Source organism: Amycolatopsis ruanii, from assembly GCF_003385175.1.
GTDB classification, from domain to species: Bacteria; Actinomycetota; Actinomycetes; order Mycobacteriales; family Pseudonocardiaceae; genus Amycolatopsis_E; species Amycolatopsis_E thermalba.
Map to the genome: position 1 here is coordinate 16,864 of NZ_PQHY01000033.1, position 23,101 is coordinate 39,964.

Consider the following 23,101-nt stretch of genomic DNA (forward strand, 5'->3'; position numbering starts at 1 on the left):
GGTCGGTACCCCGATGGCCGGAAAACATATAAGACCATATTTCATAGGACAAGGCTTTGAGGCAGGATTGTTCGCGGCGGTACCCGAAAGAAGGAGCCCGATGCGAAGGCCGTTGACGTCCCCCAGCGCGCGATCAGTACTGTTCGCGCCCCTGGACCAGACCGGGCGGGCCGAGCTCGTCGCCCGGCGGCTGGTGGACGCGATCACGCTGGGTGTCCTCGCCGACCAGGAGCAACTGCCGAGCGAGGCCGAGCTCGCCGAGCAGTTCGGGGTGTCCACCGTGACCGTGCGGGAGGCGCTGGTGGCCCTGCGGCAGCAGGGTCTGGTGCAGACGAAGCGGGGTCGCGGCGGCGGCAGCTTCGTCTGCGCGCCGCCGGAGGAGAACGACGAGACCTGGCGGGCGCGGCTGCGCGAGGTCTCGCTGAGCGAACTGCGGGACATCGGCGACGACTACGTCGCGATCGCGGGCGCCGCCGCCCGGCTGGCCGCCGAACGCAGTTCCACCGAGGACATCGCCCGCGTCCAGCTCGCCGCCGAGGACCTGGACGGTGCGGTCGGCACCGCGGCCGCCCGCGCCGAGCGGCAGTTCCACCTGGAGGTCGCCGCCGCGTCCCAGTCCCCGCGGCTCACCCACCAGGAGATCCGGTTGCAGAGCGAACAGGGCGCGTTGCTGTGGCTGCCGCTCGGGCACCACGATCCGGTGACGGCGTGCACCGAGCACCGGGCGATCGCCGCGGCGATCGCCCAGGCCGACGGCGAATTGGCCCGCAAGCTGACCGAGCAGCACATCCTGGACACCATCGACCGATTGGGTGAGGTGCATCTTGACCTACTCGGGTCCTAAGCTTCGACACCTCGACTACACCAGGGGCGGCATCGTGAACGACACGCTGGCCGGCGAGGACATCGCCGAAGAGGTGTCCGGCATCGTCGAGGGCGTCTTCGAGCGGCTGGCGCCCGCCGTCGCCGCGGCCACCGCGATCCTCGGCAGACCCGGCCCGGTCCGCGCCGCCGACCTGGACGCGCTGCGCCCGGACGTGATCGCGGCGCTGGGCGAGCGGATCGTGGGGGCCGGGTTCATCGCCGCCCCGGACGCACTGGCCGACCAGCGCTTCGGCTTCGAATGGTGGACGTGCACGCCCGGCGGGCCGCCCGCGCAGCTGTTCATCAGCCTCGACCCGGCCAGCGACCACTTCCTGGACTACACGCGGCAGTCGTGGTTCACCGTGCCGCGCGACTCCGGCCGCCGCCACATCACCGGCCCCTACGTCGACTACCTGTGCACCGACGAGTACACGCTGACCTTCACCGTCCCGGTGCTGCGGGACGGCGCGTTCGCCGGGGTCGTCGGGGCGGACGTGTTCGTGCACCAGTTCGAGCGGCTGCTGCTGCCCAAGCTGCGCCGCGTCGACGGCCGGGCCGCCGTGATCAACGCGCAGGGCCGGGTGATCGCCGCGAACACCGCCCGCCAGGCGACCGGTTCGCTGGTGCGGGATCCGGACATCGCGTCCTGGTGGAACTCCGGCGCGCCGCCGGTGCACGACGCGGACACGGTGCTGCTCCGCTGCGGTGACGCGCCGATCGCCCTGCTGGTCACCAAGCGCTGAACGCCGCGGACAGCTCGCGGTGGGCGTCCACCAGGGACGGTCCGTACCAGGTGAGGTAACGGCCGGAGATCAGCACGAACGGCACGTCCGGGAACGCCTCCGGGCCGTCGGTGTCGGTGAACAGGTACGGCTCGTCGGGCAGCACCAGCAGATCGGCCCCGCCCTCGGTGAACCGCGCCCGCAGCTCGTCGATCTTCGGCCGGGGATAACGATCTTCGTGGTCGGCGTAGACGTTCACGATGCCCAGCCGGTGCAGCACGTCGCCGCCGAAGGTGTCCCGGCCGAGCACGATCCACGGCTTGCGCCAGACCGGGACGACCGCCCGGGCGCGCTCGGGTTTCGCCTCCCGCCACAGCTCCTCGGCGGTGACCAGCCAGTCCGGTTCGGACACTTCCAGCGCCTGGGCCAGCAGGCGGCGCAACGACGCCAGCGCGTGCGGGACGGTCGCCGGCGCCTCCATCACCCACACCGGAACCCCGTTGGCGCGCAGGCGTTCCACGTCCTCCGGCCGGTTCTCCTCGGAGTTGGCCAGCACGAGGTCCGGGCGCAGCGCCAGGACGTCGTCGACCTTCGGGTACTTCGACCCGCCCACCCGCGACACCTCCAGGCGGTCCGGGTGCGTGCAGTAGTCGGTGGCGCCGACGATGCGGCCGGGCGCGCTCTCCTCGACCGCTTCCGTCAGAGCCGGGACCAGCGAGACCACGCGCTGGGGCACACCACGCAGCGGCACGTCCGCGCCGAGGTCGTCGAACAGCGTCATCGGTCTCCTTCGAGGTGTTCCAGCAGGACGTCGCCGTGGCAGGGTTCCGGCGCGCACCAGCATCCCAGCGCCCGCCCCGCCAGTTCGTCCAGCCGGGCCAGCAGGTCCGGCCGCCCGTTCAGGTACTCGCGGTAGTGCCGCACCATGGCGGCGCGGTCCTGCTTGGCCTCCTTGACGAACGGGTTCGCGAACGGGGACTCGGGCCAAGCGTGCCGGTTGCCCCGGTGGCCGATGTAGGTGATCAGGTCGTGCGCCACGAGCCACGGCACGAGGTGCTCGTGCGGTCCGGACTTCCGCACGTTGACGACCACCGCGTGGCCGTCCCGCACGCGCCGCGCCAGGTCGCGCTCCTCGTCGGTCCAGTCGCTCATGCCCGCTCGAACGACACCTTCCGCTTGTCGACGTCCACCGCGGTGAGCCGGACCGTGATGCGGCGGCCTTCCGGCAGGTTCTCCCCCGCGCACCGCGCCATCACCGGCGGGTCGGCCAGCAGGATCTCCGCGCGGTTCTCCTCCGCCCGCAGCACGACCGCCTCGAACGTGTCGCCGACGCGGTCGGCCAGCATCCACGCCTCGACCTGGTCCAGGCACGCCTTCTCGACCCGCGCGGCGAGCAGGTCGGAGGCGTTCATCAGGCCGGGCAGCTCGGTCAGCGCCGCGCGGGCCCACGCCGGGACCGGCTCGCCCGCGCTGACGGCGAGGCAGACCTCGGCGGCGAACCGGTCCGCCAGCCGCCGGATGGGCGCGGTGACGTGCGCGTACGGGGCGCCGATGCCGGCGTGGGTGACGACCTCGGGCAGCTCGCCGTCGAAGGTGGTGTAGCCGGCGCCGCGCAGCAGGCGGGTGGTGTCGGTGTAGAAGGCCATCGACTCCGGTTGCGCCGGGTCGAGCCCGGCGAGCAACTCGGCGACGCTGGTCCCCGCCGGCCAGTCGATGCCCAGCGCGCCGGCCGCGCCACGCAGCCAGTCGAGCGTTTCGGCGTCCGGCTCGGGCAGGGTGCGCAGCAGGCCGATCTTCGCGCCGATCATCATCTCCGCCGCGGCCATGCCGGTGAGCAGGGAGATCTCGGCGTTCCAGGCCTCCAGTCTGGTGCGCGGCCGCATGCCGAGCACCCAGTCGCCGCCGTTCGCGCCGATGATCCGGTCCGGCAGCTGCGGTTCGACCGCGCCGCCGCGGACGGCCAGTTCGCGGCGGAGCGTGCCCAGCTCGGGCAGGGCGGCGATCGACGGGTGCGGCGCGGCCGGGTCCTCGGTCGCGTAGTCGAGTTGCTCGGTGGAGCGGACGAGCGCGCGGCGCACGGTGGCGTGCGTGAGTTCACCGCCGCGGCCGAGGTCCAGGGTCCACAGCACGGCGGGCCGGACCTCGCGGGGCAACAGGCTCGCGGCGCCCTCGGACAGCACCGGCGGGTGCAGCGGCACGGTGCCGTCGGGCAGGTAGAGGGTCTGGCCGCGGCGGCGCGCCTCGCGGTCGATCGGGCCGTCCGGCGTGACGAACGCGGCGAGGTCGGCGATCGCGTAGTGCACCCGGAAGCCGCGTGCGCGCCGTTCGATCAGGATGGCCTGGTCGAGGTCCTTCGCGCCCGGCGGATCGAGCGTGACCAGGGGCAGGTCGGTCGCGTCGGCGCGGTCGGCGGCGAACTCGGACGGGTCCATCACGACGCTCTCGGCCTCGGCCAGGACAGCCGGGTCGAAGTCCTCCGGCAGCTCGAACTCGGCGCGCAGCCGGGCGAACCCGCCGTCCGCCGAGTTCGTGCTGGTCACGACGTGGTGCACACCTAGACCCTAACCCGGTATCGCCGGTTCGGTCGCCCGTTCGGGGTTGAGCCGGACGGGTGTATCTTGCCCGCACACCACCGAAAAGCGATATCGTTTTCAACTGGATGAAGGGTGCCCCCACTGTGAAAGTCGCCTTTGTCGGCAAGGGCGGAAGCGGGAAGACGACGCTGACCTCGCTGTTCGCCGCTTATCTCACCGGTTCCGGCCACCCCGTCCTGGCCATCGACGCCGACATCAACCAGCACCTGGCCGTCGCGCTGGGCGCGTCCGCCGAGGAGGCGGCGGCGCTGCCGACGCTCGGCGAGCACCTCCCGCTGATCAAGGACTGGCTGCGTGGCGACAACCCGCGGATCGCCGGCGCCGACGCGATGATCAAGACGACCCCGCCCGGGCGCGGATCGCGACTGGTGCGGCCGTTCGAGGACAACCCGGTCTTCGCGGCGTGCTTCCGCGAGGTCGCCGGGGTCCGGCTGGGCGTGACCGGGCAGTTCACCGAGGACGACCTCGGCGTGGCCTGCTACCACTCGAAGGTCGGCGCGGCGGAGCTGCTGCTCAACCACCTGGTCGACGACGCAGGCGAGTACGTGGTGATGGACATGACCGCGGGCGCCGACGCGTTCGCCTCCGGCCTGTTCACGCGGTTCGACGTGACGTTCCTGGTGTGCGAGCCGACGCTGCGCAGCGTCGGCGTGTACCGGCAGTACGCCGAGTACGCGCGCGACTTCGGCGTGCGGCTCGCGGTGGTCGGGAACAAGGTCACCGACGACGAGGACGTCGAGTTCCTGCGCGACCAGCTGGGCCCGGACCTGCTGTGCTGGCTGACCGGGTCGTCGCACGTGCGGGCCGCCGAGCGCGGCCGGACCCGGCCGATCACCGCGCTGGAGCCGCACAACCTGGACGCGCTGGCCACCATCCAGTCCACTGTGGATGCCACACCGCGGGATTGGGCGAAGTTCCACCGCCAGGCGGTCGAGTTCCACCTGCGCAACGCCCGGTCGTGGGGCACCGAGCGCACCGGGCTGGACCTGGCCGCGCAGGTGGACCCCGAGTTCGTGCCCGGCCCGCCCGCGCTGGCCGGGGCGTAGGAAGAAATCGAAAGGAGCACGATGTCCCTCGATGTACCCGCCGACCTGCTCGCCCGCGCCGAATCCGGTGAGGTGAGCGACGCCGAGTTCGTCGCCTGCGTGCGCGACTCGCTGCCCTACGCGTGGCAGGTGATCAGCGAAGTGGCCGCGGACCTCGAGGGCGGCGCCGCCGCGTTCGCCGACCACGCGACCCCGCCGCCGAGCGAGAAGGAGCGGGGCCAGCTGCTGCGGGCGCTGGCTTCGGACGCCATCCGCGGCGGGCTGGAGCGGCACTTCGGCATGAAGCTGGCGTTCCAGAACTGCCACCGGGTCGCGGCCTTCCGCCCGGCCGCCGTGGACAGTGACGCGTACCGGGAGTTCATCTCGGCGGCCGGCCAGCTGCGCAACCAGAGCCCCGCGCTGCGCGACTGCTGACGGTGTGTTCTAGGAGCCCCGGACCCCCGCGGTCCGGGGCTCCTGCTCGTCGGTCAGCGCCACTTGGCGTCTTCCTCGTCGGCCTTCTTGGTGCGCTCCCGGGCGATCTCGAGCGCCCGGCGGGCGGTGGCCTCGTCCGGGTACGGCCCGAGGAGATCGATGGACCGCGACCGCTCGAGGTGCTCGACCTCGCCGGTCCTGGTATTATAATACCACCCCTGGTCAGGGTTGGGATCCTTGCTCTTCGCCATGCTCCGAGCTTCGCACCCGGCGGCCCCGCTGTCACCCGGTCTTCACCGCCGAGCGACGCGCTCCGCCCCGAGGGCTATTCCAAGTAGAAGAACCTGCCATCCTATCCACGATCGAGCTACCGCGGATCGGTGCCCGCCTCCGCTCCATACCGCGCCTCGGTGGTCTACTGACCGCCATGATCAAGAACGCTGTTGCGGCGCTCGGCCGCAGCCTGAGCAGGCTCGGCCGGTCGAAGCCCGTCGCAATGGCGGGCCTCGCGGTCCTGGCCTGCTGGCAGATCACGCAGATCCTCAACTGACCCATTCCCGGCGCGGCGCTGTTCGGGCATCACCCGGGCAGCGCCCGCCTCCGCCAGCCGGGCACGGACCCGCGCGGCCCGGCTGTCCCCGAGTTCCTCGAACAGGTCCGCCGCGGCCGTCCAGAACTCGGCCGCGCGTCCCCGGGCCTCCAGCGCCTCCGCGCACACGCCCGTCAACTCCAGCGCCGCGGCTTTCGTCCGCAGGTCGCCGCAGCTCTCGGCGAGACTCGTCGCCTCCCGCGCGCAACTCATCGCCTCTTCGTGCTCGGCCAGGTCGTGCAGCGCCTCGGCCAGGACGAGCAGATCACCGCACGCCGCCCGCTCGTGCCGCGCCTCCCGGTGCAGCCGGAGGGCCTCGCGGCCGTACTCGACGGCCACGTCCGGCTCCCCGGTCTCGTGGTGGAACGCGGCCAGTTTGGCCAGGACGTCCGGGTGGCGCTCGATGGCCAGGGCGTGCCGGTAGCAGAGCGAAGCCGCGCGGGCACGGCCTTGCCGCCACTCGATGTCACCGAGGTGCAGGTACGCCTTGCACCGGCCCAGGCGGTGCTCGAGCCGGGTGAAGAGTTCGAGGCCCTCGGTGAACAGCCGCCCGGCGCGCGCGAGGTACCCACGCAGGAACGCCGCGTGACCGGCGTTGTGCAACGCGACGGCCTGCCCGAGATCGTCCCCCAGCTCCCGGCTCAGCTGGAGCGCACGCCGGAAAGCGGTCTCCGCCTGCTCGAACTCGTCGACCCCGAGGAGCGCCGACCCCAGGTTGTTCGTGAGCATCGCCTCCCCCAGCCGCGACGCCGCGATCTGGGCCGACCGCAGAGCCATCTCGTGCACCTCGACGACCTCCCGCGGATCACCGTGGCGCTTGAGAACCTCCGCGAACCGCCCGACGATGCGCCACACCTGCTCGTGCAGACCTTCGTCGGCGGCGACCCGGCTGACGGCCAGCACCTGCGCGCGCTGCTCGGTGCACCACGCCAGGGCCTCCTCCGGGTCGGCGAACTCGAGCGGCGTCACGCCGGAGGGCACCGCCATCGCCGGCACCTCGGTCAGCGACGGCTCGATGGTGCGCACCGCGTTGTCCACCGTGGTCCGGTAGAACTCCACCATCCGCACGAGTGCCTCGCGTCGCTCCGCCTCCCCGAGGTAGCGGCGCGCGCTGTCGCCCGCGTAGGCGTGGACGAGGTCGTGCACGCGGTAACCGGTCACGGTCTTCTGATCGACCAGCCGCGCACCGAGCAGGACCGCGAAGACGTCCTCGACGTCCGGCACCGGCGTTCCGGCCATCGCCGCCGCCACCGGGCTGGTGATCGACGCGCTGGGGTGCAGCCCGAGCAGACGCAGCAACCTCTGCGCCTCCGGCCGCAGGAGCGCGAACGACGACGTGAAGACCGCGCGCAACGTCCGGTACTCGCTGTCCCCCGGACTGCTCAGGTCCAGGAGTCGTTGCCGGGAACCGAGCTGACCGACCAGATCCCCGATCGCGACGTCGGACCGGGCCGCCACGTACTCGGCGGCGATCCGCAGTCCCAGCGGAAGCCCGTCGCACAGGCGCGCGAGGTTTCGCAGCGCACCGGCTTCGTGCCGCGCGCGCCCGTCACGGATCCGGCGGTGCAGCAGCGCGACCGCTTCGTGCGGGGCCATGCTGGGGACCGTCAGGTGACGGCAGTCGGCGAGCCCCAGGCGGTTCCGGCTCGTCACCAGCACCGAGCACGGCGCGGTGGCGTCGAGCAACGGCCGTACATGCGCCGCGTCGCGGACGTTGTCGAGGACGACGAGCACCCGGCGGCCACGCAGCTTGTGCCGCAACAGCATCACCCGCTCCTCGACGCCGTGCGGCAGATCCGCTTGGTGGACGCCCAGCACCGCGAGGAACCGCGCCAGGACCGCTGAGGGAGCCAGGGGGCGCGCCGGGCCGAAGCCCTCGAGATCGGCGTAGAGCTGGCCGTGCACGAAGTGTTCGGCCCGCGTCCGCGCCCAGTGCTTCGCGATCGCGGTCTTGCCGGATCCGGGCAGGCCGTCCAGTGCCGCGACACCCGGCACGTCGTCGGCGACCAGCCAGTCGTCGAGAGTGGTGAGCAGGTCCTCCCGCCCGACGAAGTCGGGCACGTCGCGGGGCAGCAGACAGGGCGGCTCGGGAAGGCCGTACGCCGAAGCCGGCGGTTGCTCGTCGATCAGCCGACGGCAGAGCGCGAAGAAGCGTTCGCTCGGGTCTTCTCCGAAGTGTTCGCGGAACCCGTCGGCGAACCGCTCGCGGAAGTCCGCCACGGCGTCCGCGTCCTCGACGACGGCCAGCGCCCGGACGTAGACGGCCGCGATGGTTTCGTTGCGCTCCAACAACGCGGGTCGCTGCCGCAGGTGCGAGACGACGACGTCGTAGTGTTCGAGCGCGAGGTGGGTTTCGTAGTAATCGCGGCACGCGGGCACCAGCTCGTGTTCGACCAGCCGGTCACTGGCCTGCCGCGCCCACGACAGCGGAACGTTCTCGAACGCCACGGGTTCCGGCCAGAGCTCCAGCGCGCTTTCCAGCAGGGACAACGCCTTCCGGTGCTCCCGTCTTTCCCGGGCGCCGGCCCCCTCTTTCGCGAGCCGCCGGAAGACGTGGAAATCGACCAGATCGGGGTTCACGTCGAGTCGGTAATATTCGCCTTCCCGCCGCAGTTCCGGACGGCTGGGCGTGCGCTTCAGAACACGCCGGACCTTCGTGACGGTCCGGCGCAACTCCGCGAGGTTCTCGCTACCGTCCTCGTCCCGCCACAACCAGTTCAACAGCTTTTCCTCGTGCACGCGCTGATTCGCCTGCAGCAGCACGATCGAAAGCAGCCCACGGCGCTTGACGGAACGAAGCTCGTCGAGCGCCTCCGGTGCGGCGACGCGCACCGGCCCCAGAATTCGAAATTCCATTGGTATTCGCCCCCGCACACCCATCGGATGCGGCCCACTCCTCAAGAAGTGTCACCGCACCGGCAACGCTCGGGCGAGCCTGCCTCTTTCCGATACTCCATCGTTATGCGGCACATTGCCCGGCAATGCGTTGCCCGGCGTTGCAACTGTTTTGGTCGTGCCCCTCCCGATGCTGGACCACACCGTCTCGTGAGGGGAGCGGAACATGGTGGAGCGAAAATGGTCGGCCGTCCCGGTGGGGCCGGATGCCGACCGCTGGGTGACCAGGCGCGGCTGCCGGACGGTCCTCGTCGTCGTGCACACGATCGTCACCGGGCAGCGGCTGCTCGACGTGCTCGGCCTGATCGAAGAGGACCAGGCGGTCCAGGCCGTCTTCACGCAGGCGCCGGACGTCTTCACCGAGGGCGTCAGTGACCTGCTGCGCAGCGCCGGCGCGCTGGAGATTCCGTGGGAGCAGGCGGTCCGGGAACGGTTCGACCTCGGTCTCGCGGCCGCCTACGGCGGGATCGCCGACGTGCACGCGCCGGTGCTCGTCCTGCCGCACGGCGCCGGGTATGCGAAGAAGACCCCGCTCGCCGCCGCGGGTGTCGCCGCCCGCCGGAGCGTCTACGGTCTCGGCTCCGAGCACCTGGTGAAGGCCGGGCGAGTCGTGCCGGCGTCGATCGTGCTGTCACACGAGGCCCAGCTGGCCGTGCTCGCCGAGCAGTGCCCCGAAGCGGCCGGAGTCGCGCTGGTGGCCGGTGATCCGTGTGTCGACCAGCTCGCCGCGAGCGTCGCTCACCGCGACGGCTACCGGCGCGAACTCGGCATCGGCGACCGGGAACTGGTGCTGGTCACCTCGACCTGGGGACCGCATTCCTTGTTCGGGCGGCATCCCGGACTGCTCGGTGACCTGCTGCGTCAGCTCGATCCCGACCGGTACCGGGTGGCGGCGATGCTCCACCCGGCGGCGTGGGCCGGGCACGGGCGACGCCAGGTGAAGGCCTGGCTGGCGGAGGAGCGTGCGGCCGGCCTGGTGCTCGTCGAGCCCGAAGCCGACTGGAAGGCAGTCGTGGTGGCTGCCGACCGCGTCATCGGCGATCACGGTTCGACGACGGTCTACGCCGCCGCGGTGGGCAAACCGGTGCTGCACACCGACATCCCGCTCGGCGAGCTGGACGACGACTCAGCGCAGGCGTACGTCGGCAGGCACGCACCGCGGCTGCGGCGCTTTCAGCCGATCGAGCCGCAACTGCACCAGACACCCCCGGCGGACTGGGGCGTCCAGGTCACGCGGCGGTTGACCTCCCGGCCTGGGCAGGCGCACCGGTTGCTCCGCGCGGAGATGTACCGCCTGCTGCGGCTCCCGATGCCCGGGAAGCACCGGGCCGTCCCGCCGGCGTCCCTGCGCACGGAAGGAGACCTCGATGCCTGACGAGCTGCTCGTCCGCGCTGGTTCCGCGAGCCGGTGTGTCCTGCAGTGCGCGGACATCATCCTCCTGGAGGCGGCCACGCTGGCACGGGCTTCGTGGCAGCTGGTCAGCGCGTTCGCCGGCTATCCCGGCTGCCTGGTCGTCGCGGTCCGGCACGAGTGCGGGCAGTGGGCGTTGCTCGCCGCGCGCGGGCACGATCCGCGGATCGTCCGGCCCGGCTTCAGTGGGCGCATCAGTTGGCAGGCGCTGGGCGAGCACGCTCGGGAAGCGCACACCAGGGCGGTGACGTCATGATGTTCGTCGCGGGCGCGGTGACCGGGCGGATGGCGCGCCAGTTCGAGTCCTTCCCCATCCCGCTGGTGTCCAGCACGACTCATCCCGGTGACATCAGCCTCCGCCTGGCCGGGGTCGGCTGGACCGTCGCACGCACGCTCCAGCGGCTCGGTGAGCGGGTCACCCTGGCCACCTTCGTCGGCACCGATCTGCTGGGCCGGATGGTCGAGCTGGGACTGCGCCGGCACGGGCTGGCCGGGACGACGACACTCCCCTGCGAGAGCCAGCCCCGGTCGATGGTGCTCTACGACCGGAACGGCACCCGGTGCGGCGCCTCCGACCTGCGCGGCACGCCCCGGCTCGCCTATCCCGCGGCGCGCTTCGCGCAGGCTGTCGCGGACGGCTGCACGGCGGCGGTGCTGACGAACATCGGGTTCACGCGTCCGCTGATCCCCGCCGCCGTCGACCGGGGTATCCCGATCGTCACCGATCTGCACCTGGTGGACGACATCGGTTCCCGGCACAACCGCGACTGGATGCACAGCGCGCACGTACTGGCCTGTTCGCACGAGAAGCTGCCGATGCTCCCGGAGAACTGGATCCGCGCCATCTGGGACCGCTACGGCACGGAAGTGGTTCTGGTCGGTTGCGGTTCCGAAGGCGCTGTGCTCGGCGTCAGAACGAACCGGCGCATCTGGCGGGTGGAATCCGTGAGCCCGCGTGGTGTCCGTTTCATGGCCGGAGCCGGCGACACCTTGCTGGGCACCTTCACGCACGGGTACTTCGCTTCGGGCGACCCGGGCCGGGCGCTGCGGCTGGCCGCGGCGGCGGCGGGCTGGAAAGTCGGCGGCGGGCCGGACGAGGAGCCGGGGATCGACGCGGACGCCCTGGCCGGACTGTGCCGGTCGCCGGGTCTGCCGCCGATCACCACGCTCGCGTAGCCAGCAGCGTTCGGGCCAGGTCTTCGTGCCGCCGGGCCTGGTCGTCGTCACCGACGCGGCGGGCCAGCTGGGCGAGCAACTGGTGGGCACGGGCGCGCTCGTGATCGGAACCCAGCTCGGCGAATGCGGTCAGGGCGTGTTCGAGGAGCGGGCGCGCCTGCGTGAGGTCACCGGCCGCGAGGTGCGCGTGCCCGAGGACGGCGACAGCTCTCGCGACGTTGTACGGGTCCGCCCGGCCGAGCGTCGACAGCAAGCGGCGCGCCCGGCCCGCCTCTTCGATCGCGGCCTCGTGCCGGCCGAGCCCCACGAGCGCCTCGCTCAGGTTGATCAAGGCGAGAGCCTCGCCCCGGCTCCGGCCGAGTGAACGCAGGATCTCGGCGGTCGCGCGGAACGAGGTGGCCGCGTCGTCCAGATCACCGCGTTCGACCGCGACCAGGCCGAGGGTCTTGAGCGCGCCGGCTTCACCACGCCGGTCGCCACGGGCTCGGCTGGCTTGCAGGAGATCCGCCGCGTGCTCCTGCGCGATCTGCCATTCGCCGCGCGCGAGGTGCGCCCGGGCCAACCGCTTGCGCATGCGGTCGCGCAGTGCTGGGTCTCCCGCGGTTTCGGCGGCGCGCAGGGCGATTTCGTTGCTGGCGAAGGCGTCCGCGCGGTGCTTGTGCAGTTTGAGCAGCGGCTGCAACGCGTCGGCCAGTTCGAGGGCCAGCCGCGGCCACGAACGTCCCAGGGCTTCCTTGGCCAGTGCGAGCAGCGTGGTGCGGTGCGCTTCCAGCCAGTCCAGTGCCGAGCTGTGTTGGGTGAGGCACCGTGGCCAGGCGAACTCGGCCGGCTCGGGTTCGGAACTGATGATCGCTCGCGCGGGCATCACCATGCGGTTCGCGCGGTGGGTCGCGTACACGTACCAGCGGGCGATCCGGTGCACCAGGCCGGCACGCTCGTCCTCACTGTCCTCGGCCAGCGCCAGGCCGTGCGCGTGCACCCGGACGAGATCGTGCAGCCGGTAGGAGCCCTCCTCCAGTTCCTCGGCCAGGCTGGCGTCCACCAGGGCGTCCAGCCCGTCCTGGGCGGTGTCCACGCCGACGGCGAGCATCGCGGCGACCACCTCGGGGCCGAACCCGTCGCCGGGGTGCAGGCTCAGGGCGCGGTAGAGGCGCCTGAGGTCAGCGGGAAGGTCGTCGTACGCACCGTCCAAAGTAGAACGCACCGAAAGGTCTCCCTCCGCCGACAGTCGGTCGAGCCGGGCGCGCTCGTCCGCCAGTTCGGCCACCAACCGGATCAACGGACGCCGTGGCCTGGTGGCGGCCCGGGCGGCCACGACGCACAGCGCGATGGGCAGTCCTCCGCAGAAGCCGACCAGATCGCGCGCGGCCTCTTCCTCGGCCGCCAGCCGCTCGGTGCCGATCCGCGCTTCCAGCAGTGTCAGCGCGGGCTCCGCGGGCAGCGGGCCGACCGGAACGACGTGCGCCCCGGTGGCGAGGAGACCGAGCAGTGCCCGGCGCGTGGTCACCACCGTGACGCCCGAAACCGGGAGCAGCACGCGGACCTGTGCGGCCGAGACCGCGTCGTCGAGCAGGACGGCCAGCGACTTGCCGGTGGTCACCGACCGGTAGAGGGCGGTTCGCTCGGCCAGCCCGGCCGGCACCTGCGGAGCCGGCACGCGGAGCGCGCGGAGGAACTGGCCGAGCACGTCCTCCGGCGCCACCGGTTCGCCGGTCGGGAGGGCGAGTTCGGCGTGGAGCTGACCGTCGGGAAAGCGCTTGCAGGCGCGGGCGAGCCAGGACAACGCGAGGGCGGTCTTGCCGACGCCGCCGGGTCCCTTGAGCACGACGACGCCGCCGTCGGCCAGGAGTTCGTCGAGCCGCGCCACTTCGGCGTCGCGGCCGACGAACCCGGCCGGCGGCGGCGAAAGCTGGCGGGGCACGACCGGAATCGGCGCCGGTTGCGAGATGTACACGTTGCCGTGCACGGAGCCCGCCTGGACGACGGCACCCTCGACCCCGCCCGAAACCGAGTTGGCGTGCTCACTCACCGTCAACCCCCAGTCACGCTCGCCTACTCACTCCAAAGTAGTACGGCGTGCAACGGGGGGTGGAGGAAAGGGTGGCCGGGGTGCGGTGGTTTGCTCCCTGGGGCGGTGCGGTGAACGCCGAAGCCACGGCTGGTGGCGTACGGCGGCTACTCCGGGCGGAGTAGGGGTGCTGTGAGCGGCCAGCGCACCGACGACGGAGATACGACGATCCCTCCGGACGGGGGCGGGCCCCGGTGCCGTGAACGGGCAGCGCACCGCCGACGGAGATACGGCGGCCCCCAGAAGGTCGGCTGTGGCCGGGACGTCCCGGTCAGGGGCGGTAGCGGTAGGGCAGCTCCGTCGGCTGGCCGGTCGGGCCGAACTCGTGCTCCGGCTGGTCCGGCTCGAACCAGTCGCGGTTCACCCTTGGCGTGCCTTGCGGCGGCGTCGGCTCCGGATCGTGCTTGGTGAGGCCGCCCAGCGGAATACCGGCCGCCGGGGTGGGCTGCGGTTGCGGGGGCAGCGGTTCGGTGAAGCGCGGGGGCTCCTCCGGCGGCTCCATCGTGCGCCAGGCCTGCGGGTTGGTGACCCGCTGGGCACCCTCGGGCGACGGCGCGTTGGGGGCTGCCCCGGACGGACCGGGCGCGGCGGGGCCGGCCGGCGCCACGGCCGGCCCCGAGCCAGTTGCGGGCATTCCCGGCCCTGCCTGAGAAGCCCCGGTTGCCGGGCCGGCCTGGGGCGCGCCGGGCGCCACCGGGCCGGCCGGAGAGGCGCCGGGCGCCGCGGACGAACCACTCCCAGAGGGGCCCGGCGCCACCGGACCGGCGGGAGCAGCACAGGGCACCGTGGCCGGACCGGCCCCAGGCGCACCGGCCACCGAACCCACCTCGGGCGCACCGGGCACCCTGGCCCTTCCTGAGCCACTCTCGGCAGCACCGGGCACCGCGGCCGGACCGGCCACGGCACCCGCCTCGGGTGCGCTGGGCAGCGCTGGGCCGCTCTCGGGGGGTGTGCGCGGGGCGGCGAGCTTCTTCGGCGGCTCCGGCAGCGGCGGCACCTCCGGCGACGGCGTCGTCGGCGTGGTCCGCCACACCGGTGCGGGCGGGATGATCATCGGCGCGGCGCGGGGGGCGTCCGCGGCCGGGGCGGGCGCCTCGGCCTCGCGGCTGGTCCGTCCGCGCGGCGGGATCGGGTCCAGGCAGGGCACCAGGACGGTCGTGTTCTCCGGCTCCTCGACCTTCCGCCCGCTGCGCTCCCGGTAGACCATGTCCCCGTCGGCGTCGATCTCGACCAGGTAGCCGACCTCGGCGAGCTGCTCCTCGTCCAGGTCGACGAGCTTCTCGTAGCGCGAGGGCACCGTGCGGTAGATCGGCCACGACAGCGACCGGTGCGTCTGGTGGAACTGCGACAGCAACGCGGCCATCTGCTGCTGCCACGGCAGCGACATCCCCTCCGCCAGCGAACGCGGCAGCACGACGTAACCGTCGTCCACACCCGGCAGTCCCTGCGACAGGTAATCGGACAGGGGCGTGCTCGACGCGGGCGGCCCCGACCGCGGCGGGGGCGGCGGGGCGCCGAACAGGTCGCCCAGCTGCGCCGGCTTCTTGTTGCGCTTACCGAACTTCTTCGCCACGGGGCATCACCTTCTACACGCCGGGCCGGACTGCCTGCGGCACAAGCTCGTCTTCGTTCCAGGAGACCTTCCGGGTGTGCACCGGCACGCCGGTCTGCTGGGCCTCCACGATCTTCCCGTCGCCAAGGTACATCGCGACGTGGTGGATGGTCGCCGGGTTCGACGGGTCATACGCCCAGAAGAGCAGGTCACCGGGCTGGGCGTCACGCACCGGAAGCATCGCGCCGTTCTTGTACTGGTCGCGCGACACCCGGCTGAGTGTGATGCCCGCCGCCTCGTACGCCCGCAGCATCAGGCCGGAGCAGTCGTAGGAGTTCGGCCCGGTCGCGCCCCACACGTACGGCTTGCCCTGCTCCCCCAGCGCGAACTGGATCGCGGCGGCCGCGGCGTTGTTGGGCGGCAGCACGAGCCCCGCGCTCTGCCCGCAGCCGACCATGTCCGCGACCTGGCCCAGGTTCTCCACCAGGTGGGCTGCCATCTGCTCCCACTTGTGGTAGCGCTCGGGGAACGCCGACCGCTCGACGTCCTGCGCCGACGCACCGGGGCGCTGCTTGTCCCAGTCCGGCACGGTGAGCAGGACGTTGTAGAACTTGTTGATCTGGTACGGGATGTCCTGCAGCTGGGCGGGCGTGCCCCAGCCCATCGACGGCCGCATCTGGAAGATGCCCAGCGAGTCCCGGTCGCCGTAGTTCAGGTTGCGCATGCCGGACTCGGTCATGCCGGCCTGGATCGCGATCTGCCACGCACGCGGCGACAACCCGCGTTGTTTGCCGATTTCGATGATCTGGCTGATGATGTACCGCTGCTCGTCGTTGAGCTTCGCGGCCTGGGCGGCGCCCTGGTCGGTGCCGGGCACGCTCGGGCCGATCGCCGCGTCGCAGCTGACGTTGGTGTACGCGGCCTGCATCTGGGCCTGCTGCTGGTCGGTCACGACCTTGGTGACGACCCCGACGGTCGCGACCCCCGCGAAGAGCACGGCGACGAGAACGCCGACGAGGACACCGATCCGCATGGGTCAGCTCGCCTGGTCGTAGCCGGTGACGAGCCAGCCGGACGGCGTCTTCGCCACGGTGATCGACAGTTTCGGGCCGTCGGTCGGGACGAGCACCTCCACGGAACTGGTGTAGGACTTGGTGACGGTGGGTTCGCCGGTCACCCTGGTCGCCGGGATGTTCGCCGGGTCCACAGTGGACATCTCCGGCAGGTACTCCTCCGTCGTGAGTGGACGCAGGCCGTCCAGCCACTGGGCGTTGGTGATGCCGTCCGGGTGGGTGGCCCACGCGGTGGCCCACTGCTTGGCGATCCGCAGGGCCGCCGGGTCCGGCGCGGCGGAGGTCGGCTGGAGCAGCGGCGCGGTGAGGCGGGTGGACATCGGGGCCGGCGAGGAGCCCGCGCTGGTCGGGCTGCTGCCGGCGCCGGGGTCCTGGATGCGCACCGGCGTCGGCCCGGAACGGTTGGGGTTGCCCAGCAACTGCGGCACGACGATGCCGATGGCGACGATCAGCACGATCACCGCGACGGCGGTGCCGACGAGCTGGGCCGGCGAGCGCAGCGGGAAACCCCAGATGCGGCGGTAGACGGCGGCGCGGCCGCGGTTGGTCCGGATCGGCATCTACATCACCGCACGATCCGGTCGGTGTCACGGGAGTCGTCGCGCACCTCGAGCCCGCGGGAGGGGCGGTACAGCACGTGGACCGGCTTGCCGCCGACGAGCTCCTGCCCGGCGCGGCGGGGTTCCGGCCGCTGGGCGGGGGTGGCGCTCATGCCGGGCCGCGAGATGCGCGACGGGACGACGACGGGGTCGGGTTCGTCCCAGCCGCGGTCGTAGACGGGCGAGGTGTCCACGCGGCGGCTGGGCCGTTGCGCGACCGGCGGCATCCAGCCGTCCGCGCGGCGCGTGGTGCCCGGCGGGGCGGAGTAGACGAACGCGTCCGGGTCCGCGCCGTCGGGTGCGTAACCGGCGAAGGCGGGCTGGTTGCCGCCGCCGGCGGGCAGGCCGGGCCTGGCGTGTCCGGGCAGCGCCGGTCCACCGCCGGGCCAGGGCGCACCGGACCAGGCGGCCGCCGGGCGGGCGGCCATGGCCCCGGCGCCGTCGAGACGCTGGGCGGTGGCGAAGACGGTCGCCTCGGGACGCCCGCGGCCGGCGGACCCGGTCGGGCTGGCGACCTCGCTCTCCTCGCTCTCGCGGACGCTCTCCCAGAACTCGTCCTGCGGCGTGGGCCCCTGCTTCCTGCGGAAGCGGCTGAACAGGCCGCCGCTCGGGGCCGGAATGGAGGACCCGACCACGCCGACGGACATCTCGACCATCTGCCAGAGCCGACGCACCGGCCGCCCGACGAGGAACAGCAGAACGGTCACCAGCCCCGCCATGACCATCTGGGTGAGGATCGAGAGCGAGTTCCCCGCGGCGAAGATGGCCTGCAGCAGCAGGGCGTGCACACCGGCGAGCACCGAGAGGACGAGCAGGTTGAAGCCGACCGCCCCGAGCAACCGCGCCACGCGGCGCAGGATGTCGTGGTGGACCAGGGCCACCAGGCCGATCAACGGTGCCGTCAGGACGAACAACCGGATCAGCACCTGGGCCAGCAGCACGGAAGCCTTGGCCAGCAACTGGAACAAGGCGTAGACCAGGCTCTGGCCGAGTGCGAGGAACCCGGATCCCGTCCGGCTGCCACCCTCTCCGGTGAAGTACTGGGTCGCCGGACCGAGCTGGGTGGAGATGTTCTTGTACGCGGCCTTCTTCGCGTCCACCACACCCTGGTTCGCGTCGTCGCCGTTGCGGATCTGGGTCCACGTGAACGCCTGCGCGTCGAGCAGCGGACGCCCGAACTGCTGCGCCTGCGGCGCGTCCGGCGCGCCGAACTCCCCGCGCAGCCAGTTGTTGTAGATCACCTGGTTGTAGAGGTCCGTGGGCAGGACTTCGCGCACGATCCGGTCGCCCGAGTTGTCGACGAACCCGGCCTGGATGTTGGTGCTGGTCTGTACGATCGCCCGGTCGATGGGATCGAAGTACTGCAACATCGCCATCGACGACGCCGCCAGCCACACGGCGCCGAGGGCGTAGAGCCCGCGTTTGCTCACCGCGGACAGGTCCCCGCGCCAGATGTTGCGGAACATCATGATGGCGAGCACCAGCGCGAACAGACCGAAGAGCTGCGCGTAGACGTTGTTGTAGACCTTCTCCGCGCCCGATTTCACGGCGTTGTAGATCGGGTTGAGGAGCCCGCCCTCCATCACCGTGTAGTGCAGTGAGTTGGTGGCTCCCACGATGTTCTTGCCGATGTTGAAGAGCTGGTTGCCGGCCCAGGTGTCGATGGTCGTGTTCGGGCTGGTGATCCCGGACAGCGGACCGCAGTCGGTCTGGTACACGTACCAGACCGTCCCGGCGTAGCTGTAGTCCAGATAGGCGCTGCCGTTCTCGCCGTGCCGGGCAGGTGGGTCGAGAGCGCCCACCAAACCGGCACCAGGCCGCTCGGGGTTCGGCGCCTCACCACAGGACGCCGCGGAGGCTGATGGGGCCATGACCGTGGTCTGGAAACCCATCAGCAGGGCGACCGCCACCACGGCCGCCCAGCGGGGTGGTCTCTTCCGGCGGCTCCCGCGGTTCTTCAGGCCCCTTCGCAGGGCGTGCCAGCTCCCGGCCACGGCCAGCACGCTCAAGACCGTCACGAGCGTCATGCCGCGTCCCAGCCGCCGCGCTTGCCCGCGCCCGCCCGCTCGCCGTCGCCGGAACCCGGGACGTCCTCGGCGAGGATTTGCTCCTCCGTCAGCCCCAGGTCGCGTTCCGCGGCCAGCTCCAGGTCCGGCTCCAGCTCGTCGTCCGGTGGCGGGGACGCCACGTGCTGCTCCTCGCGCGGGGGTTCGGTGTCCCGGGCGTGCGTGTCCGCCGGCAGCGCGTCCTTCGAACCCGGCGTCGTGTCCAGGGACGCGCGCAGGTGGGCCAGGTGCGGCCCGGAGAAGTCCACCCGGATCCGCTCCACGCCACCGGCACCGTCGCCGAAGATGAACTGCCTCGGCTCGCGGTCGCGCTCCAGGCCGCGCTGCGCACCGGGCCGCCGGCCCAGCGACGCGACCACCTGCTCGTACCCGACGCCCACCGGCACCTTCAGCAGCCGCAGCGCGTCGGCCTGCGCCTCGTCGTCGTCGAGGCGCCCGACGAACACCGAGTCCAGCAGCGCGACGAAACCCTGGATCTTCAGGAAGTCCGCCGGGATCTGCGAGGACAGCAGCACCCGGACGTTCCACTTCCGCGAGTCACGCGCGAACCGGTTCATCAGCACCCGCCCGGTCGGCACCTCGGACAGGAAGAACGCCTCGTCGATCCACACGCCCTTGCGCAGGTCCTTGGGCTTTTCGTAGACCGACCGCTGCGTCAGCCACGCGGCCAGGTTCAGCATCTCGACACCGAGCGCCTCGGCGTCGGTCCAGTGCTCGCGGCCCACGCCGTCCTTGGGCAGCGTCAGCCCGGCCATCGTCAGCACCGTCAGCCGGTCGTCGCGCGTCTCCGAGTACGGGTCGGCGTCGTTCTCCGGGATCAGCAGCGACATGCGCTCACGCATCTCGTCCAGGAAGTCCGCCACCACCACCGCGTGCTCGTGGTGCTCGCTGGAGTCCCGGCGCAGCGCGTCGATCACCTGGCCCGGGTCCGCGTCGTACCGGCCGCCGAAGGCGCGCACCGCCCGCAGCAGCACGATCCGGCTCTGCGGCATCCGCGCGACCTCGTACGGCAGCACCCCGGTGAGCACGTCCAGCACGAGCCGCCGCCGGGTCGCGCCGGCCAGCGCCCGCTCGCGCCGCCACGCCCGCTCCGGGTCCTCCTCGTCCATGAAGTGCTCGAGCAGCGGCTCGGCCACCACGCGGTAGGGGTTGAGGATGCCGGGTTGTGCATTCAGCAAGTTGATGGGCCGCGCGTACGGCCGGATCTCCGGCAGATCGCACAACCGGGACAGCGGGCCGGACGGGTCCAGCAGCGTCCAGTGCGCCCCGGCGCGCAGGGTCTTGTAGACGATGCCGCCGCCGAGGAACGACTTGCCGCCACCGAGACCGGCGACCATCGCGGTCAGGCCGGACCCGTCGCGGATCTCCTGCGCCATCCACGGGTCCCAGGCGACCGGGCGCCGGGTCGCGGTGACCGTCTCGCCGAGCAGGATGCCGCGCCGGTCACCGACCTCGGCCGTCGCCGTCGGCACCGCCGCCGCGGCCCAGACCACCGAACCCCGGCGCATGTACGCCGAGGACGACAGCGGCTCACCCGGGATGAACTCCCGCGCCAGCGCGTACTGCGCCTCCGGGTGCTCGATCGCGATCTTCGGCTTGTACAGGTCGAGCAGCTGCTGCGCCAGCCGCAGCGCCTCGCGCTCGGTGTCGCCGGACACCGCCAGCCGCCACCACGACCGCACGCGGGTCGCCAGCGCGGTGAAGCCGGAGGTCATCTCGTCGTCGATCTCGAGCACGCGCGTCGCCTGCCGCGCCAGCGACTGCGGCGGCTCCAGCTCGTGCTCGTCGGTGTAGTGCTTGACCTGCGAGCGCACCTTGTTCATCTGGCGCTGCAGCTCGCCGGCCACCTCCTCGGGGCGGCGCACGTAGATGCGGGCCGACCACTCCACCGAAGCCGGCAGCCGGTCCGCGTGCTGCACCCACGGGTCGTCGACCTCGGGGATCTGCAGGCCGTGCATCTGGCCCACGGTCAGCACCGCGAGGTGCCGCTGCACCCCGGCGTTGGACCCGGTGCGGCCGCGCACGGTCAGCGTCGGCGCGTACGGCTCGGCGTGGAAGTCCGCCGCGTCGGTGAAGCTGGCCAGGTCCTCCGGCTCCCACACCGCGCCGGGCACGGCGGGCAGATTCCGGGGCGCGGGCAGGCCGAGCGAGCACGAGCGGTGCATCAGCCAGGACATCTCCTCGGCGTGCACCGGGCGGCCCTCCAGCCCGGACGAGCCGATCACCTGGTCCAGGTGCTCGACCTCGGAGTCCAGCGCGGCCAGCTCGGCGTCGACCGCCTCGGGCAGGATGCGGCGCAGCAGCGGGGCGGCGCGCTCCACCGCGCGGTCGACGACGCGCCGGGTCTGCACCTGGACGCCGATGTAGACCTCTTTCTCCGCCATCGACCGGCCGAGCAGCTGCTGCTGCTCACCGATCAGGTAGTCGTCGAACGACAGCGCGCCGGGCACGTCCGGCGGGCGGCGGATGGCGTTGTGCACGTGGGCCTCGGCCCACATGCGGATCGGGTACGGCCGGGTGGTGACGCGCAGGTGCAGCCAGCGGCCCTGCAGCTCGGCGTACTGGCCGGCGATCGCGGCGATCAGGTCGCGACGCTGGGAGTCCGACCGGAACGACCACCGCTGCGGCGCCAGCCGGTACCAGGCGTAGACCTCGTTCTCGGTGCGCACCAGGTGCCCGTCGATGGTGCGCAGGGAGATCGACGGGGTGTAGCTGGGTATCGCCTGCTCACCGGGGAGCCGGCGGCCCTGCTTGCCGGGGGCGCGACCCGGCTGCGGCGGCCACTGCGCAGCCCCGCTGGGGTCGGACTTCCCGGCCTTCCGGCGTCCGCCGCTTCCGAACAACCTCTACCTCCTACCGTGGCGCCGAAGTGCGCGCGCCACGCGGTCGTGCTGGCTGGTGGTGAGGATGCGACCCCGCCGCGGCGAGGTGCCGTTTGTGCTTGGGCAGCGGCCGCTCGTTCCGCACGCGGATCTTCGTGGCCGTGACCGCACCGCCCTCTCCGGAGGTCTTCTCGCGGGGCGTCTGCAGCTCGCGCAGCCACATCGTCATGACCGCACCGAGCGGACGCTCGTGACTGATCTTGGCCGTGATCATCCGGGTGATCAAGATCGTGATGACGAACGCCCACGCGGTGGAGAAGAAGCCGAACCCGAAGCCGAGCTGCCGCTCCACGGCCAGGACGACGAGGAACACCGGGATGCCGACACCCCAGGCCACGTACCGCGCCCGCCACGGGAACGTCGCCTTCGGCGGGCCGAGCCAGACCGCGTCGACCCGGTAGACCTCGTCATCGGTTCGAATCCGCACGCGCGCTACCCCGCGCCGTCAGCTGGTGAACAAGCCGGCGATCCATTCGCCGACGTTGACGCCGAGCCCGCTCACGGCGAGGCCGACGATCGCGAGCGCGATCACCACACCGGCCAGGCGGCGCATGACGCCGGCGTTGTCGCCCTTGCCGCCACCGAGCCAGAGCAGCAGCAGCGCGACGGCGAGCAGGACCAGGGGAATGATGTTGTCGAGGAGCCACTGCTGGACTCCACGGGTCCTGATCTCGCCCTGCGCCAGGTGCTGCACAAGTGTCATCATGGTCATCGCGTACTCCCAGGTGCGAGGAGTGTGGGTGTCGGGTGGGTCAGCGCGGGGCGGGCCCACGAGGTCGGAAAGTTCGTCCGGTCTGTCTAGCCCATCATGGCGTCACAAGCTGTGACGGTCAAAGCGCTCTCTGTCGAACGGCAGTCCATCCACACCAGGCACAGTACGGCCACTTCTCCTGAACTCGTCGCCCTCCATCATCGTGGCAAGACCGCTCAGGGTTAACCCCCTGCACCCGGATTTCCTAGTGTGGGTAGGGACTCACCCACAGGCGCATTCCCGTTTCACTCTGGGTGCGCGGTATCGCTCCTCGATGGCGCGGACAACAGTGTGGCATGACCCGATCGGCCGCATGCCATGTACCCGGGCGTGACGACTTCTCCGGGCGAGTCGATCATCCGATCCAGCGAACACCGTCACCCAGCGCCCAAGTGGAGC

20 protein-coding genes are annotated in these 23,101 nt (G+C 71.9%); 7 read left to right on the plus strand and 13 right to left on the minus strand.

Translation table 11 applies throughout. From position 1 onward, the window contains the following. Positions 1 to 100: 100 nt before the first annotated feature. Both D0D28_RS18935 and D0D28_RS18940 read left to right on the plus strand, forming a co-directional pair. Positions 101 to 844 carry a FadR/GntR family transcriptional regulator gene (locus tag D0D28_RS18935; RefSeq protein WP_167481501.1) on the plus strand — a complete coding sequence of 248 codons (744 nt, stop codon included), beginning with the start codon at positions 101 to 103 and terminating at the stop codon, positions 842 to 844. Between the two features lie 34 nt (positions 845 to 878). Beyond that, the gene (locus D0D28_RS18940) at positions 879 to 1,607 is read left to right on the plus strand and encodes a cache domain-containing protein (protein ID WP_094006759.1); all 729 of its coding nucleotides are present in this window, start codon (positions 879 to 881) and stop codon (positions 1,605 to 1,607) included. Here the strand turns inward: D0D28_RS18940 and D0D28_RS18945 are convergent. The 3 genes from D0D28_RS18945 to D0D28_RS18955 are packed head-to-tail and all read right to left on the minus strand — an operon-like array spanning position 1,594 to position 4,138. Next, complete coding sequence (locus D0D28_RS18945; RefSeq protein WP_094006760.1) at positions 1,594 to 2,367, minus strand: helical backbone metal receptor; 774 nt, start codon at positions 2,365 to 2,367, stop codon at positions 1,594 to 1,596. The two genes, D0D28_RS18940 and D0D28_RS18945, sit on opposite strands and share 14 nt — an antisense overlap. Continuing rightward, positions 2,364 to 2,738, minus strand: coding sequence for a DUF4326 domain-containing protein (locus D0D28_RS18950; RefSeq protein ID WP_116111477.1), 375 nt, complete (start codon positions 2,736 to 2,738; stop codon positions 2,364 to 2,366). Before D0D28_RS18950 ends, D0D28_RS18945 begins: the two co-directional genes overlap by 4 nt. Beyond that, a complete protein-coding gene (locus tag D0D28_RS18955) occupies positions 2,735 to 4,138 on the minus strand; it encodes an RNB domain-containing ribonuclease (RefSeq protein ID WP_116111478.1) in 1,404 nt (467 codons plus the stop codon). Before D0D28_RS18955 ends, D0D28_RS18950 begins: the two co-directional genes overlap by 4 nt. Positions 4,139 to 4,263: 125 nt before the next feature. On the opposite strand from D0D28_RS18955, the gene D0D28_RS18960 reads away from it, so the two are divergent. Together D0D28_RS18960 and D0D28_RS18965 are read left to right on the plus strand one after the other, a co-directional pair. After that, positions 4,264 to 5,226: an ATP-binding protein gene (locus D0D28_RS18960; protein ID WP_116111479.1), complete on the plus strand. Its 963-nt coding sequence runs from the start codon at positions 4,264 to 4,266 to the stop codon at positions 5,224 to 5,226. 21 nt (positions 5,227 to 5,247) lie between these two features. Next, positions 5,248 to 5,640, plus strand: a complete 393-nt coding sequence (locus D0D28_RS18965) for an SCO5389 family protein (protein ID WP_116111480.1) — start codon at positions 5,248 to 5,250, stop codon at positions 5,638 to 5,640. Positions 5,641 to 5,693: 53 nt separating this feature from the next. Here the strand turns inward: D0D28_RS18965 and D0D28_RS18970 are convergent, their stop codons facing one another. Beyond that, a complete protein-coding gene (locus tag D0D28_RS18970; RefSeq protein ID WP_094006765.1) occupies positions 5,694 to 5,891 on the minus strand; it encodes a hypothetical protein in 198 nt (65 codons plus the stop codon). A 164-nt stretch (positions 5,892 to 6,055) separates the two neighbouring features. After that, positions 6,056 to 9,061 carry an ATP-binding protein gene (locus D0D28_RS18975; RefSeq protein WP_162831115.1) on the minus strand — a complete coding sequence of 1,002 codons (3,006 nt, stop codon included), beginning with the start codon at positions 9,059 to 9,061 and terminating at the stop codon, positions 6,056 to 6,058. A 229-nt stretch (positions 9,062 to 9,290) separates the two neighbouring features. Here D0D28_RS18975 and D0D28_RS18980 point away from each other — a divergent pair, with 229 nt between their 5' ends. Genes D0D28_RS18980 through D0D28_RS18990 form a run of 3 tightly spaced genes read left to right on the plus strand, consistent with a single transcriptional unit; the run spans position 9,291 to position 11,711 of the window. After that, the gene (locus D0D28_RS18980; protein ID WP_162831116.1) at positions 9,291 to 10,499 is read left to right on the plus strand and encodes a hypothetical protein; all 1,209 of its coding nucleotides are present in this window, start codon (positions 9,291 to 9,293) and stop codon (positions 10,497 to 10,499) included. Then, positions 10,492 to 10,791 carry a hypothetical protein gene (locus tag D0D28_RS18985; protein ID WP_116111483.1) on the plus strand — a complete coding sequence of 100 codons (300 nt, stop codon included), beginning with the start codon at positions 10,492 to 10,494 and terminating at the stop codon, positions 10,789 to 10,791. The genes D0D28_RS18980 and D0D28_RS18985 overlap by 8 nt, the downstream gene beginning before the upstream one ends. Beyond that, the gene (locus tag D0D28_RS18990; protein WP_116111484.1) at positions 10,788 to 11,711 is read left to right on the plus strand and encodes a carbohydrate kinase family protein; all 924 of its coding nucleotides are present in this window, start codon (positions 10,788 to 10,790) and stop codon (positions 11,709 to 11,711) included. The genes D0D28_RS18985 and D0D28_RS18990 overlap by 4 nt, the downstream gene beginning before the upstream one ends. On the opposite strand, the gene D0D28_RS18995 is transcribed toward D0D28_RS18990, so the two are convergent. From D0D28_RS18995 to D0D28_RS19030, 8 genes are all read right to left on the minus strand, one after another. Beyond that, positions 11,695 to 13,740, minus strand: a complete 2,046-nt coding sequence (locus D0D28_RS18995; RefSeq protein ID WP_162831117.1) for a tetratricopeptide repeat protein — start codon at positions 13,738 to 13,740, stop codon at positions 11,695 to 11,697. The genes D0D28_RS18990 and D0D28_RS18995 overlap by 17 nt on opposite strands. 310 nt (positions 13,741 to 14,050) lie before the next feature. Next, entirely contained in the window at positions 14,051 to 15,352 is a 1,302-nt protein-coding gene (locus D0D28_RS19000) for a hypothetical protein (RefSeq protein WP_116111486.1), read from the minus strand. 13 nt (positions 15,353 to 15,365) lie between these two features. Next, complete coding sequence (locus tag D0D28_RS19005; RefSeq protein WP_094006771.1) at positions 15,366 to 16,364, minus strand: C40 family peptidase; 999 nt, start codon at positions 16,362 to 16,364, stop codon at positions 15,366 to 15,368. A gap of 3 nt (positions 16,365 to 16,367) precedes the next feature. Beyond that, positions 16,368 to 16,964 (minus strand): hypothetical protein, encoded by a 597-nt coding sequence (locus D0D28_RS19010; RefSeq protein ID WP_116111487.1) that lies wholly within the window; start codon positions 16,962 to 16,964, stop codon positions 16,368 to 16,370. A 5-nt stretch (positions 16,965 to 16,969) separates the two neighbouring features. Beyond that, positions 16,970 to 19,030: a hypothetical protein gene (locus D0D28_RS19015; RefSeq protein WP_094006773.1), complete on the minus strand. Its 2,061-nt coding sequence runs from the start codon at positions 19,028 to 19,030 to the stop codon at positions 16,970 to 16,972. Further along, positions 19,027 to 21,912, minus strand: coding sequence for an ATP-binding protein (locus tag D0D28_RS19020; protein ID WP_116111488.1), 2,886 nt, complete (start codon positions 21,910 to 21,912; stop codon positions 19,027 to 19,029). The genes D0D28_RS19015 and D0D28_RS19020 overlap by 4 nt, the downstream gene beginning before the upstream one ends. Before the next feature lie 10 nt (positions 21,913 to 21,922). Continuing rightward, positions 21,923 to 22,378: a hypothetical protein gene (locus D0D28_RS19025; RefSeq protein ID WP_094006775.1), complete on the minus strand. Its 456-nt coding sequence runs from the start codon at positions 22,376 to 22,378 to the stop codon at positions 21,923 to 21,925. Positions 22,379 to 22,396: 18 nt separating this feature from the next. After that, positions 22,397 to 22,663, minus strand: coding sequence for a hypothetical protein (locus tag D0D28_RS19030; protein ID WP_094006776.1), 267 nt, complete (start codon positions 22,661 to 22,663; stop codon positions 22,397 to 22,399). Positions 22,664 to 23,101 lie beyond the last annotated feature (438 nt).